Consider the following 13039-nt stretch of genomic DNA (forward strand, 5'->3'; position numbering starts at 1 on the left):
AACGTCATACGTCGATTAACGACCAGACCGCCCGCATATCTCTTCAGATATACCATCAATGTCAAAAAGCAGTGGAAACAAAAACAACCAAACCGCGCCATAACCTTTGGCGCCGTCAAGCCGTCCAAGTTCCCAGATTTTCCTTCGGTCGGTTCCTTTTTCAAGGCCTTTCCCGATCCCGTTCAGCGTCTGCCGCCGTTCGGTGAAGCGGTATCTAGGGTCTGCGCCGGATGGGCGCAAGCAGAAAAATCCGAAAAAATGCTGCGGTCGCACAAATATTGGATAACATATTGAATTTACTCAATTTGTTTTCTGAAGAATCTGCGTTCGACGCCTCAGGGGCCGGGGAATCGCCAGCCGCAGCAGCAGCAGAAGCAGAATCGCCCCGAGGATCATCAGGGGCTTCTGCTCCCAGAGTTTCAGGGCCCAGATCCAGTGTATGCTGGCCAGAACGGCCGCAGGATAGACAAGCCGGTGCAACCGCCGCCATCCGGCCGCGCACATCCGTCGAATCGAGGAATCATTCGAGGTGACAGCCAGCGCCACCAGCATGACCAGCGCGCTCATCCCGAAGATCAGATAGGGGCGCTTGACCACGTCGCCCAGCATCTGCTGCCAGCGAAAGCCCATTTCCATGCTGACCCAGGACGCGACATGCAGCATCGCATAGGAAAAGCAGATCAGACCCAGGGCGCGACGGAATCGCATCAGGCTGATTCCGGTGATACGCAGCAATGGCGTCACCGACAGCGTGGCGATCAGGAAATACAGCGCCGTCCGACCCAGGCGATGTTCGATGTCGCGCACCGGCTCGACCCCAAGCCCGCCGGTGAAGATGTCCCAGATCAGCAAGCCAAGGGGAAATGCGCCCGCCAGCCAGACCGCCCAGACCGGGATGCGCCGCAGCCATTGATTGATTTGCCGGGCCATCAATAGTTCTTTGCCAGATCCATGCCCTGATACAGGCTGGCCACCTGATCCGCATAGCCGTTGAAAGGCAGCGTATCCTGCCGGCCGGCAAACAACCCGCTGCCCACGCGCCGCTCGGTCGCCTGGCTCCAGCGGGGATGGTCGACCTGAGGATTCACATTGGCATAGAAGCCGTATTCCTGCGGCTGCATATCCTGCCATGTGCAGCTGGGCTGCTGGTCGGTCAGCGTGATGCGAACCACCGACTTGATCGACTTGAACCCGTATTTCCACGGCACGACCAGCCGGATCGGCGCACCGTTCTGGTTGGGCAGCGGATCGGAATACAGCCCCGTCGCCAGAATCGTCAGCGGATGCATCGCCTCGTCGATCCGCAGCCCTTCTCGATAAGGCCAGTCAAGGATGGCGCGTTGCTGGCCCGGCATTTCCTCGGGCCGCATCAGGGTTTCGAAGGCGACGAATTTCGCGCCGGGCTGCACGCCGATCTTGTTCAGCACCGCAGCCAGGGGCACGCCGATCCAGGGGATGACCATCGACCAGGCCTCGACGCAGCGCAGGCGATAAATGCGTTCTTCCAGTGCGTTTTCGGGGGCAAGGTCGGCAACGGAATAGCTGCCGGGACGCTCGACCATGCCACCTATTTCGACCGACCAGGGGTCGGTGGTCAGGCTGCCGGCATTCCGGGCCGGGTCTTCCTTGCCGGTGCCGAATTCGTAAAAGTTGTTGTAATTGGTGATCTCGGCGATGGTATTCGGCTTTTCATCGGTCGACAGCGCCGAGGGTCGCCCCGTCAGGGCCATCGCCGGCGGGGCAAGGCCCGCCATACCCGCCGCCATGCCTGCGACCATGAACGCGCGGCGGTCCAGATAATCGACCCGCGGCGTAACATCGGACCAGTTCAGCTTCATCTGCGATTTCCTTCCTGTCTTGCCAGGCGGCAATGTCCTTGCAGCATTATGCCACAGGAATGGCCCGAAAGCCCGCCCTACGCGCCGCCCGTTACTGCCCTTCGTTCCTATATAGCCCGCTGTTACAGACCCGCCCGATGACATTCGCGCGACCCCGCCAGTGAATCATCCGCCGGGTCAGAGCGACTGGTGGAACCGGATTTCTGGGCCTGGCTGTCCCAACGGGGGTTTCGCACCCCCGGCTCCGGCCCTTGGCCGGATCTCCCCCGCGGGATATTTGCGCACGGCTGATGATCAGTCGGCTGCGTTGATCTCATCCAGGAAGGCTGTGCCGAACCGGTTCAGCCGGGCCTGATCAAGATGGCGCGACAGGGCATCGTGGTCGGCGGGGCGGGTTTCGGCGATGCGGCGCAATTGGCCGGTCGAGCAGGAAAGCGGCTTGTCAGCGCCCGTCTCGCCCCGGATCAACCGGGCCTGCGCCTCGGCCAACCGGTCGAACAGCACGCCTTCGGGGCGGCCCGCCAGTTTGCGGCGGGCGGGATGCATCTGCGGCGCCTCGCCTGCGATCACCGACAGGAAATCGCGGCCATAGCTTTCCAGCTTTTTCGCGCCCACACCGCTGACCTGCGCCATCTCGTCCAGAGTCTGCGGGCGGCGTTCGGCCATCTCGATCAACGTTCGGTCGGGGAAGATGACATAGGCGGGCACGCGCGCGGCCTCTGACAGGGCGCGGCGTTTGGCTTTCAATGCCGAAAGCAGGGGTTCATCTTCTTCCGCGACTTGCGTGCGCAGGGCGACCGAAGGCTTGGTGCGCATCGCGGTATCGTGGCGCAGGGTGATCTGAGCCTCGCCCTTCAGGATCGGATGTGCGGCGGGCGTCAGGTGCAGGGCACCGTGGCGTTCAGGATCGGGGCGGCACAGGTCGCGGCCCATCATCTGCCGGAAGATCGCCTGCCATTGGCCACGGCTGTATTCGGCGCCGATGCCGAAGGTGGGCAGATGGTCATGGCTGCGGCTGCGGATCTTTTCGGTCGCATTGCCGGTCAGGATGTCGATCAGATGGCCAGCGCCGAACCATTCGCCGGTGCGCAGCATTGCCGACAGCGCCTTTTGCACCGCCTGCGTGGCGTCGAACAGCCTGGGCGGCGCGGCGCAGATATCGCAATTGCCGCAATCTTCGGCCATATCCTCGCCGAAATAGGCCAGCAACTGCCGGCGGCGGCAGCCGGTTGCCTCGGCCAGCCCCAGAAGCGCGTTCAGCCGGCCGTGATCGGCCTCTTTGCGGGCATTCTCGGCAAGGCCCTCGTCGATCTGGGTGCGGCGCAGGCGGATATCGTCGGGGCCGTAGAGGGTCAGCGTCTCGGCCGGGTCGCCATCGCGGCCGGCGCGGCCGATTTCCTGGTAATAGGATTCGATGGATTTCGACAGATCGGCATGGGCCACCCAACGGATATCGGGTTTGTCTATGCCCATGCCGAAGGCGATGGTGGCGGTGACGATCAGCCCGTCTTCCTGCTGGAACCGCGCCTCGACCTCGCGGCGACGATCAGCCTCCATCCCGCCGTGATAGGCGACGGCGGCCATGCCTTCGCGCATCAGCGCATCGGCCAGGGTTTCGGTCTTGGCGCGGCTGGCGCAATAGACGATGCCGGACTGGCCCCGGCGCGCACGGGCGAAATCCATGATCTGCCGGCGGGGGCCATCCTTGGGCTGGAAGGTCAGGCGGATATTCGGGCGGTCGAAGCCGCGCAGGAAGCTGTCGGGGGCGCGACCATCGAAAAGGCGGGTGACGATCTCGGCCCGCGTCTCGGCATCGGCGGTCGCTGTGAAGGCGGCCAGCGGCACATCCAGATCGCGCTTCAGATCACCGATGCGAAGATAGTCGGGGCGGAAATCATGGCCCCATTGGCTGACGCAATGCGCTTCGTCCACGGCGATCGCCGTTACACCGGCGCGGCGCAGCAAGGTCAGCGTCCCGCCCGAGGCCAGACGCTCGGGCGCCATGTAGAGCAGTTTCAGCCGGCCGTCACGCAGGGTTGCAAAGACCTCGTCCGTCTCGGCCTCGGTATTGCCGCTGGTCAGGGCGCCCGCTGGCACGCCAGCCTCGCGCAGGGCGCGGACCTGATCGCGCATCAGGGCGATCAGGGGCGATATCACCACCGTCACCCCGTCCCGCATCAGCGCCGGCAGTTGAAAGCACAGCGACTTGCCCCCGCCCGTCGGCATGATCGCCAGCACATCGCGACCCTCGGCCACGGCACGGACGATTTCCTCTTGTCCGGGGCGGAAACCGTCGAAGCCCCAGACCTGGCGCAGCAGATCCGTGGGCATCAATAGCCCAGGAAGAAACCGGCGTTATTGGCAAGCGCCTGGCGCAGGACGATGATGATGACGAACACCACCAACGGCGCCAGATCCAGCGCGCCGGTATCGGGCAAAAGCCGGCGGATCGGGGAATAGATCGGTTCCAGCAGCCGGTTCAGCCCGTCCCAGATCTGCCCGACGATCGGCTGGCGCAGATTCAGCACCTGGAAATTGATCAGCCAGGACATGATGATGTGGACGATCATGATGAACCAGACCACATCCAGAATCAGCATCAGCGCCTGAAACAGCGTTATCATTGGCCCACCCCCTTACGCTTCGATCAGGATGCGCAGCATCCGGCGCAGCGGCTCGGCCGCGCCCCACAGAAGCTGATCACCAATGGTGAAGGCGCCCAGATAGTCCGGCCCCATCGCCATCTTGCGGATACGCCCGACCGGAATGGTCAGCGTGCCCGTGACGGCCACCGGGGTCAGCTCGCGCATCGTCGCCTCTTTTTCATTGGGGACGACTTTGACCCATTCGTTATCCTCGGCGATCATTGCCTCGATCTCGTCAACCGGCACGTCGCGCTTCAGCTTGAAGGTCAGAGCCTGGCTGTGGCAGCGCATCGCGCCGATGCGCACGCAGAAGCCGTCGACCGGAACGGCCGGTTCATTCGCGCCGCCGATCGCGTCGGGGCCAAGGCCGAGGATCTTGTTCGTCTCGGCCATGCCCTTCCATTCTTCCTTGGACATGCCATTGCCCAGATCCTTGTCGATCCACGGGATCAGGCTGCCGCCAAGCACCGCGCCGAACTGCCGCGATTCATCGCTGTCCAGCATGGCTTGCTGGCGGGCCAGAACCTTGCGGTCGATTTCAAGGATGGCCGATTTCGGATCGTCCAGCAGGTCGCGAACTTCGGCGTTCAGCCTGCCGTATTGGGTCAGCAACTCGCGCATGTGCTGCGCGCCCCCGCCCGAGGCCGCCTGATAGGTCTGGGTCGACATCCACTCGACCAGCCCGGCCTTGTACAGCGCGCCCACGCCCATCAGCATGCAGCTGACCGTGCAATTGCCGCCAACCCAGTTCTTCGTGCCCGACGCAATCGCGTTGTCGATGCCGGGCCGGTTGACCGGGTCCAGCACGATCAGGGCGTCGCCGCTCATCCGCAGGGTCGAGGCTGCGTCGATCCAATGGCCGTTCCAGCCGGCGGAACGCAGCTTGGGGAAAACCTCGCTGGTATAGTCGCCGCCCTGGCAGGTGATGATCGCCTCGCAGGAAGCCAGCGCCTGAATGTCATGGGCATCGCCCAGCGGCGCATCGCCGCGAGGCGCCTTGCCGCCAGCGTTCGAGGTCGAGAAGAAGATCGGCTCGATCAGGTCGAAATCGCCCATCGCGCCCATCCGGTCCATCAGCACCGATCCGACCATGCCACGCCAGCCGACCAGACCGACAACAGGCTTGCTTCCGTTTTTTCCCAGCGCCACGACCCTGTCCAATCCTTGCAGAAAACGACGCCTTCTCTAGTGCAGCATGCCCGGCGGCGCAATGGCTGCCGCACGGTCGCGGTTGACCTTGCCGGGCGGGCGCGTCAATCCGGGCGCAGAAAGGCAGGTGCGCATGTATCCCTTCATTCGTTTCGTCAAGGAAATGGTCAAGTTCCGCTCGGCCCCACCGCTGAAGGTGGATGGCACCCATATCTCGACCCATATGTGCTGGCCCTGGGATCTGGACCCATGGATCGAGTTGAACAATGGCCGCACGCTGACCCTGTATGATCTGGGGCGGATTCCCATGGCCGCACGCACCGGGCTGATCGGCATCTTGCGCAAGAAAGGCTGGGGCATAACGGTCGCGGGCAATTCCGTTCGCTATCGGCGGCGGATCCGGGCGTTTCAGCGGTTCACGATGGTATCGCGCGTGATCGGATGGGACGGGCGTTTCGTCTATATGGAACAGTCGATGTGGCGCGGCGGCGAGTGCTGCAACCACATGCTTTTGCGTTCGGCCGTGACCGGCGCCAAGGGGATCGTGCCGCCAGCCGAGGTGATGCTGGCAATCGGTGGCGACACCGAAAGCCCGCCCCTGCCCGATTGGGTCATGGCCTGGATCAAGGCCGATGCAGAGCGGCCCTGGCCGCCCGTTTTGCCGCCTGACGTGAAAGGCAGCTTGCCAGGCTGATCGCCGATGGGCCTTATGGCAAGATCGGACCGGGGCGCCGCCCCGGACCCCGAGGATATTTGCGTGAAGAAGAAAAGGGCCGCCATGAACCGCAAGCGCATCTGGGGATGGTGGTTTTTCGATTGGGCCAGCCAGCCCTATGCGACGCTGCTGCTGACCTTCATTTTCTCGATCTATTTCGGCGAGGTCGCGCGGACTCATTTCATCGCCATGGGCGAAGGCGCGACCGTCGCTGGCGCGCAGGCACAGACCTTGTGGGGCACCGGGTTGGCCATTTCGGGGGTGATCATCGCCGTCTTTGCGCCCATCCTTGGGGCCATCGCCGATACGACCGGGCGGCGGATGATGTGGATCTGGGTGTTCTCGGCCTTCTATATCGCCGGTTCGCTTGGGCTGTGGTTTCTTGCCCCGCAGCAGCCCGATCTGGTCATGGCGCTGGTGTTTTTCGGGATCGGGCTGATCGGGATGGAATTTGCCACCATCTTTACCAATGCCCTGCTGCCGGCACTGGCGCCCAGGGAAGAGATCGGCCGTATTTCCGGCAGCGGCTATGCCTTCGGCTATCTGGGCGGGCTGGTGGCCCTGGTCTTCATGCTGCTGCTGTTTGCCGAAAACCCGGTGACCGGGCTGACGCTGGCCGGTATTCCGCCGATCTTCGGGCTGGATGCGGCGGCACGCGAGGGCACCCGTTTTGTCGGGCCATTCACAGCAATCTGGTATGTGATCTTCATGATCCCGTTCTTTTTATGGGTCAAGGAACCACGACTGCCGCGCCGCGCATTTGGCGTGGACCGGACCCTTGCCGATCTGTGGCGCCTGATCGCCAGTCTGGGTCAGCGCCGATCGCTGGCGGCGTGGCTGCTGTCCTCGATGTTCTCGCGCGATGCGCTGAATGCGATGTATGCCTTTGGCGGCATCTATGCCGGCACGGTGCTGGGCTGGCCGGTCTTTCTGTCGGGGGTGTTTGGCGTCGTCAGCGCGCTTGCCGCCGCCGTGATATCGCAATTGGGGGGGCGGGCCGACCGAGCCTTCGGGCCCAAGCCCGTCATCATCGTCTGCACGCTGGCACTGATCGCCGTCTGCATCGTCATCGTCGGCATGGATCGCACCATGCTGTTCGGCATGCCCCTGGCCGAGGGTTCGCGCATTCCCGACGCGGTGTTTTTCGCCTGTGGTGCGGTGATAGGCGGCGCCGGCGGCGCGCTGCAATCGGCCAGCCGCACGATGATGGTGCGCCATACCACGCCCGAGAAAGCCACCGAGGCCTTTGGGCTTTATGCGCTGTCGGGCAAGGCCACGGCCTTTCTGGCGCCCTTCCTGATCGCCACGGTCACTGCGATGACGGGCAATCAGCGGATCGGCATCTCTCCGTTGATCGTGATGTTCCTTCTGGCGCTGGTCCTGCTACACTGGGTCAAAACAGAGGGAGAGGCAAAGCAGTGATCCGCAAATTCCTGACAACCGCCGCCATCCTGATGGGTATGGCCCTGCCGGCATCAGCGCAATCGCCGCTGGCCAAGGATGTGTTCGGCCGGGTCGGTGGCCCGACCGGAGGATCCGCCGTCGTGGTCGGCACCTATAGCAAGGGCTGTTTCAACGGTGGCGCCGCGCTGCCCGAAAGTGGGCCGTCCTGGCAGGCGATGCGCCTGTCGCGCAACCGCAACTGGGCGCATCCCGAGACCGTGAATTTCCTTGTCGGGCTTAGTCAGGCCGCCACCAAGATGGGTTGGCGCGGGCTGTATATCGGCGACATGAGCCAGCCGCGCGGTGGCCCGATGATGACCGGCCATGCCAGCCATCAGTCGGGGCTGGATGCCGATATCTGGATGCTGATGCCGCAAAGCCTGAATTTGTCACCAGCGCAGCGCGAAAGCATTTCCTCGGTGTCGGTCGTGGCCTCGAACGGGCTTGGGCTGTCGCGCTATTGGACGCCGGCCCATGCGGCGCTGATCCAGTCGGCGGCAATGGACCGGCGTGTCGACCGTATTTTCCTCGATGCGGCCATCAAGGTCGAGTTGTGCCGCGCCAATGGCAATCGCGGCGCCTGGCTGCAAAAGCTGCGCCCCACGCCCAATCACGACTATCATTTCCACGTCCGGCTGAATTGCCCCGCAGGCAGCGCCGGCTGCCACAACACCGCCACGCCCGTCGCGCAACTGTCGGGCAATGACAATGGCTGCGGCGCGGCCATGCAGGAACTCAGCTATCGCGCCAACCCCTCGACCCGCCCGCGCGGCAAGCCGGACCCGGATTATCGCCACCCCCGCAGCTACCGGCTGAGTGAAATGCCGAGGCAATGCCAGGTTATCGGAACAGCGCGCTAGGGTTCTTTGGCCTTTTCCTGACTTTCCTGCCGGTCGTGCCACCACCCGCGACCGCAGCCAGTCTGGATTATGTCGCAACCTATGTCTGGTCCCTGCCGCAGGACCCGGATTTCGGTGGCTTCTCGGGCATCGAGATCAGCGACGACGGCAAGGGCTTTAACGTGGTGACCGACCGCGCGAACCTGTATTGGGGCAGCATCGACCGCGACCCGTCAGGCCGCATCCGTGGCATGAACATCGCCGGTCGCGCACATCTGCAAGACAGCAAGGGCACCCCCCTGCCCGCCGGTCGGCTGGGCGACAGTGAGGGCCTGGCCATCGGCCGCGACGGCCGGATATGGGTCACCTTCGAGGGGTTGAACCGCATGGCCATGTATACGGACGCGGACCGCCCCGCGACCCGGATCGCGGACCTGCCGCACATCCCCTCGATCCGCAAGAATTCAGGGCTGGAGGCGCTGGCCATTCAGCCCGATGGCACGATCCTTGCTGTCCCGGAACGGTCCGGCGCGCAGGATCGCCCCTTTCCGATCCTGCGTTATCGCGAAGGCGCATGGGACCAGCCTTTTACCATATCGCGCGATGGCGAATGGCTGTCGGTCGGGGCCGATATCGGCCCTGATGGCAGGCTTTACCTGCTGGAACGCGCGTTTCACGGCCTGCTGGGGTTTTCCTCGCGCGTCCGCCGCTTTGACCTGACCGAGGACAGTATCAGCGCGGGGGAGGTGCTGCTGGAAACCCGACCGCTGCAATATGACAATCTTGAGGGGCTATCGGTCTGGGACGATGGGCAAGGGATCCGTCTGACGATGATCTCGGACGACAATTTCCTGTTCGTCCAGCGCACGGAACTGGTGGAATATCGCCTGCGCGAGTGACGGCCGTTCCTGTGACCAGCATGTTCCGGTCTGGTCAGGAAACGCCGCGCATGACCGAGAGAGCCTCGTTTATCGCGTGCAGAATATCCTTGATCCATTTGCGCTTGATCCGTCTTTCGATCTGCTCTTTGAGTGAATTTGTAACAGTCGTCGTCGCTTCTTCGTCGGCATCGGCATCCGTTCCATTACCTGTTGACTGGTCAACCGCGTATTGCAGCGCCTCCATTTCCTCTGCCAATGCACCGCGTCGGACGCCTTCCAGAAAATCGCGTATTTCGGCGGTATCTGCGCGTTCCGGCCCCTCCAGCAGGAACTCCCGCAGCTCGGCCAACAGCGCATTGACCCTGTCCTGATAGATCAGCACGAAGCCGTCATAGCGGCCACCCGTCGCCGAACGCCGGATACGTGCCTGCAAGATCAGTAGCATCAGGGCAAACAACGCCGTCGCCGCCTCAATGTAAGACCGCGACAATTCCGCTAACCTCTCGTCGTCATTAGCAACCCCGTCTGGATAGTCGCGCATACGCCCGGCCAAGTCGTAAAATGCACCTGTTTGGAATCCATATGCCATTTGCCCATCTCCTCTGTTAACGGCAGCGATATTGTAACACGACTCGGGCTCGACCTCCGCTGCGCCTGCTCGGAATGCCGGCTCGGCCTGATTGTTGACAAGTCATGCCGTCTGGGCGTATGCGCCCCGCTGTCCCGACAGTCGGGGCCGAGTTCTTCCGCAACCTTGTAAAACGGAAACCCTATGACCCGTCACCTTCCCGGCATCATTGCCATGGCCGCAATCGTCGTGGCCTCGAATATCCTTGTGCAGTATCAGCTGGGCAATTGGCTGACCTATGGCGCGCTCAGCTATCCCATCGCCTTTCTGGTCACCGACGTGATGAACCGCGTCTATGGTGCGGCGGCCGCGCGGCGGGTGGTGCTGGCAGGCTTTGTCGTGGGGGTGATCTGCTCGTTGATCGCGGCCGGGCTGGATGCGACGACCTTGCGCATCGCCATCGCATCGGGCACGGCCTTTCTGGTGGCGCAACTGCTGGACGTGGCGGTGTTCGACCGGCTGCGGCAGGGGCGCTGGTGGCGGGCGCCGCTGGCCTCGACACTGGTGGGATCCTTCGTCGATACCGCGCTGTTCTTTTCCATCGCCTTCTCGGCCAGCCTGTCTTTCATAGACCCGGCCGATGATGTCAGCTGGGCAAACGAACTGCTGCCGCTGGTTGGAACCGGCCCCGAGGCGCCGCTTTGGGCGTCATTGGCCTTTGCCGACTGGCTGTGCAAACTGGCGCTTGCCCTACTTGCCCTTGTGCCTTTCCGCCTCATCGTTAACAATTTGTTGAGCAAGACCCAAGAAATCTGATTGACAGATTCCGAAACTGTGGCACCCTTTCAATTATAACGGCAACCAATTGAAAGGAGGTGGTCCAGTGTCGAGAGTGATATTGGAGAGAGGTGTCGGAACAGTCAGGGGGGCCGTGGCCTGAGGGCAGCCCTAAGGGTCGTAAACCCTGATTGGGACCGGACGGGTTTCTTCCATCCCTAACCGGACCATCTCCGTGGAACTCGCGGGCCGCCAGCTTCGGGGCGGCCCGTTTTCATTTGTGACGCGGCTGCGGCGCCCTGGCCTGGTGCATCAGCCCGCATCCTCGCTGACCGGCAGATACAGCTGCCCGCCTTCGCGGAATTTCTCGGCCATGCTGTCCATACCCGCCTGACGCTCGGCCTCGGCCCGGATGTCGTGGCTGATCCGCATGGAACAGAATTTCGGGCCGCACATGGAACAGAAATGCGCGACCTTATGGGCCTCGGCCGGCATGGTTTCATCATGCATGGCACGCGCCGTATCGGGATCCAGACCCAGGTTGAACTGATCCTGCCAGCGAAATTCGAAACGTGCCCGCGACAAGGCATCGTCGCGGCGCTGTGCGCCCGGGTGGCCCTTGGCCAGATCGGCGGCATGGGCGGCCAGCTTATAGGTGATGACCCCGGTTTTCACATCATCGCGGTCCGGCAGGCCCAGATGCTCCTTGGGAGTGACATAGCAAAGCATCGCTGTGCCGAACCAACCGATCATCGCCGCACCGATGGCACTGGTGATATGGTCATAGCCCGGCGCAATATCGGTGGTCAGCGGCCCCAGGGTATAGAAGGGTGCCTCGTGGCAGTGGCGCAGCTGCTCGTCCATATTGGCCTTGATCTTGTGCATCGGCACATGGCCCGGCCCCTCGATCATCACCTGGCAGTCCTTGGCCCAGGCAATTCTGGTCAACTCGCCCAGGGTCCGCAGCTCGGCGAATTGTGCCTGGTCATTGGCATCGGCGATGCTGCCCGGCCGCAACCCGTCACCCAGGCTGAAGCTGACATCATAGGCGCGCATGATGTCGCAGATCTCGTCGAACCGCTCATACAGAAAGCTTTCGCGGTGGTGATGCAGGCACCATTTTGCCATGATCGAGCCACCCCGCGACACGATCCCCGTCACCCGCGTGGCGGTCATCGGGATCATGTGCAGCCTGACACCTGCATGGATGGTGAAATAGTCCACGCCCTGCTCGGCCTGTTCGATCAGCGTGTCGCGGAACACCTCCCATGACAGATCCTCGGCGATGCCTCCGACCTTTTCCAGCGCCTGATACAGCGGCACCGTGCCAATGGGCACCGGCGCATTGCGGATGATCCAGTCGCGGATGTTGTGAATATTGCGCCCCGTGGACAGATCCATGACCGTATCGGCGCCCCAGCGGATCGCCCAGACCATCTTCTCGACCTCTTCTTCCATCGACGAGGTCACAGCGGAATTGCCGATATTGGCGTTGATCTTGACCTTGAAATTGCGGCCGATGATCATCGGCTCAAGTTCCCGGTGATTGATATTGGCGGGGATGATCGCCCGTCCTGCCGCGATCTCGGCCCGGACAAATTCGGGTGTCACCAGATCGGGCAGTTCCGCGCCGAAGGGCTGGCCATCGCGCGACGGCATCGCCGCCAGCCGGCCCTCGTTCTCGCGAATGGCGACAAATTCCATCTCGGGGGTGATGATGCCGGCGCGGGCATAGGCAAGCTGGGTCACGGCGCGACCGGCCAGGGCGCGGCGCGGCGCGGGCGAAACCGGAAAGGCGGGAACCAGCCGCGCCCCTTTGGCAAAGCCGTTATCGGCTGCGGTGATCGCCCGCCCCTGATAGCGTTCGACATCGCCGCGCCGGTCCAGCCAATCGCCGCGGGCATCGGCCAGCCCCTGCGTGATGTCGGTCCGCACCGCCTGATCCGTATAGGGACCAGAGCTGTCATAGACCGTCAGCGCGGGCTCGTCCTGAACGGCAATTTCGCGCATCGGCACGCGAATGTCGTGAATCGCGCCGGCAACATGGATCTTGCGCGAGGCCGGCAGCGCGCCTGTGGTAATGCTGGGGGTGGTGGTCTGGGTGGTGACGTGGTCCATCTGGTCCTCTCTTGCGAAAATACCCAGATGAAACGGTGCGCAGAAAGGGGCCAAGCGGCCCGAAAG

General features: G+C 63.1%; 13 protein-coding genes. 6 read left to right on the plus strand and 7 right to left on the minus strand.

Annotated features, from left to right (window positions below):
• The coding region (locus FNJ84_RS21910) for a hypothetical protein (protein WP_185968406.1) at positions 1–294 on the plus strand (294 nt) is incomplete at its 5' end.
• Between the two features lie 6 nt (positions 295–300).
• Here FNJ84_RS21910 and FNJ84_RS03205 read toward each other — a convergent pair.
• The 5 genes from FNJ84_RS03205 to asd form a co-directional block, all read right to left on the minus strand.
• On the minus strand, positions 301–930 hold the full coding sequence (locus FNJ84_RS03205) for a sulfite oxidase heme-binding subunit YedZ (RefSeq protein ID WP_143791499.1): 630 nt from the start codon (positions 928–930) through the stop codon (positions 301–303).
• Positions 930–1838, minus strand: coding sequence for a protein-methionine-sulfoxide reductase catalytic subunit MsrP (msrP, locus tag FNJ84_RS03210; RefSeq protein WP_143791500.1), 909 nt, complete (start codon positions 1836–1838; stop codon positions 930–932). The genes FNJ84_RS03205 and msrP overlap by 1 nt, the downstream gene beginning before the upstream one ends.
• A 294-nt stretch (positions 1839–2132) precedes the next feature.
• A complete protein-coding gene (recQ, locus tag FNJ84_RS03215; RefSeq protein ID WP_143791501.1) occupies positions 2133–4169 on the minus strand; it encodes a DNA helicase RecQ in 2037 nt (678 codons plus the stop codon).
• A complete protein-coding gene (locus FNJ84_RS03220; RefSeq protein WP_143791502.1) occupies positions 4169–4462 on the minus strand; it encodes a YggT family protein in 294 nt (97 codons plus the stop codon). The genes recQ and FNJ84_RS03220 overlap by 1 nt, the downstream gene beginning before the upstream one ends.
• Positions 4463–4474: 12 nt before the next feature.
• Positions 4475–5632, minus strand: a complete 1158-nt coding sequence (gene asd, locus FNJ84_RS03225; RefSeq protein WP_221931926.1) for an aspartate-semialdehyde dehydrogenase — start codon at positions 5630–5632, stop codon at positions 4475–4477.
• A gap of 133 nt (positions 5633–5765) precedes the next feature.
• Between asd and FNJ84_RS03230 the strand changes: the two genes are divergently transcribed.
• From FNJ84_RS03230 to FNJ84_RS03245, 4 genes are all read left to right on the plus strand, one after another.
• A complete protein-coding gene (locus FNJ84_RS03230) occupies positions 5766–6326 on the plus strand; it encodes an acyl-CoA thioesterase (RefSeq protein WP_143791862.1) in 561 nt (186 codons plus the stop codon).
• Between the two features lie 84 nt (positions 6327–6410).
• Complete coding sequence (locus FNJ84_RS03235) at positions 6411–7769, plus strand: MFS transporter (RefSeq protein ID WP_143791863.1); 1359 nt, start codon at positions 6411–6413, stop codon at positions 7767–7769.
• Entirely contained in the window at positions 7766–8650 is an 885-nt protein-coding gene (gene mepA / locus FNJ84_RS03240; protein WP_143791503.1) for a penicillin-insensitive murein endopeptidase, read from the plus strand. The genes FNJ84_RS03235 and mepA overlap by 4 nt, the downstream gene beginning before the upstream one ends.
• Complete coding sequence (locus FNJ84_RS03245) at positions 8623–9528, plus strand: esterase-like activity of phytase family protein (RefSeq protein ID WP_143791504.1); 906 nt, start codon at positions 8623–8625, stop codon at positions 9526–9528. Before mepA ends, FNJ84_RS03245 begins: the two co-directional genes overlap by 28 nt.
• A gap of 34 nt (positions 9529–9562) precedes the next feature.
• Here the strand turns inward: FNJ84_RS03245 and FNJ84_RS03250 are convergent, their stop codons facing one another.
• On the minus strand, positions 9563–10099 hold the full coding sequence (locus FNJ84_RS03250; protein ID WP_143791505.1) for a hypothetical protein: 537 nt from the start codon (positions 10097–10099) through the stop codon (positions 9563–9565).
• 183 nt (positions 10100–10282) lie between these two features.
• Here FNJ84_RS03250 and FNJ84_RS03255 point away from each other — a divergent pair, with 183 nt between their 5' ends.
• Entirely contained in the window at positions 10283–10894 is a 612-nt protein-coding gene (locus tag FNJ84_RS03255; RefSeq protein ID WP_143791506.1) for a queuosine precursor transporter, read from the plus strand.
• A gap of 273 nt (positions 10895–11167) precedes the next feature.
• Here the strand turns inward: FNJ84_RS03255 and thiC are convergent, their stop codons facing one another.
• The gene (gene thiC / locus FNJ84_RS03260) at positions 11168–12973 is read right to left on the minus strand and encodes a phosphomethylpyrimidine synthase ThiC (RefSeq protein WP_143791507.1); all 1806 of its coding nucleotides are present in this window, start codon (positions 12971–12973) and stop codon (positions 11168–11170) included.
• Between the last annotated feature and the right edge of the window lie 66 nt (positions 12974–13039).

This window comes from Paracoccus sp. M683 (genome assembly GCF_007096355.1).
In the GTDB taxonomy this organism is placed as follows: domain Bacteria; phylum Pseudomonadota; class Alphaproteobacteria; order Rhodobacterales; family Rhodobacteraceae; genus Paracoccus.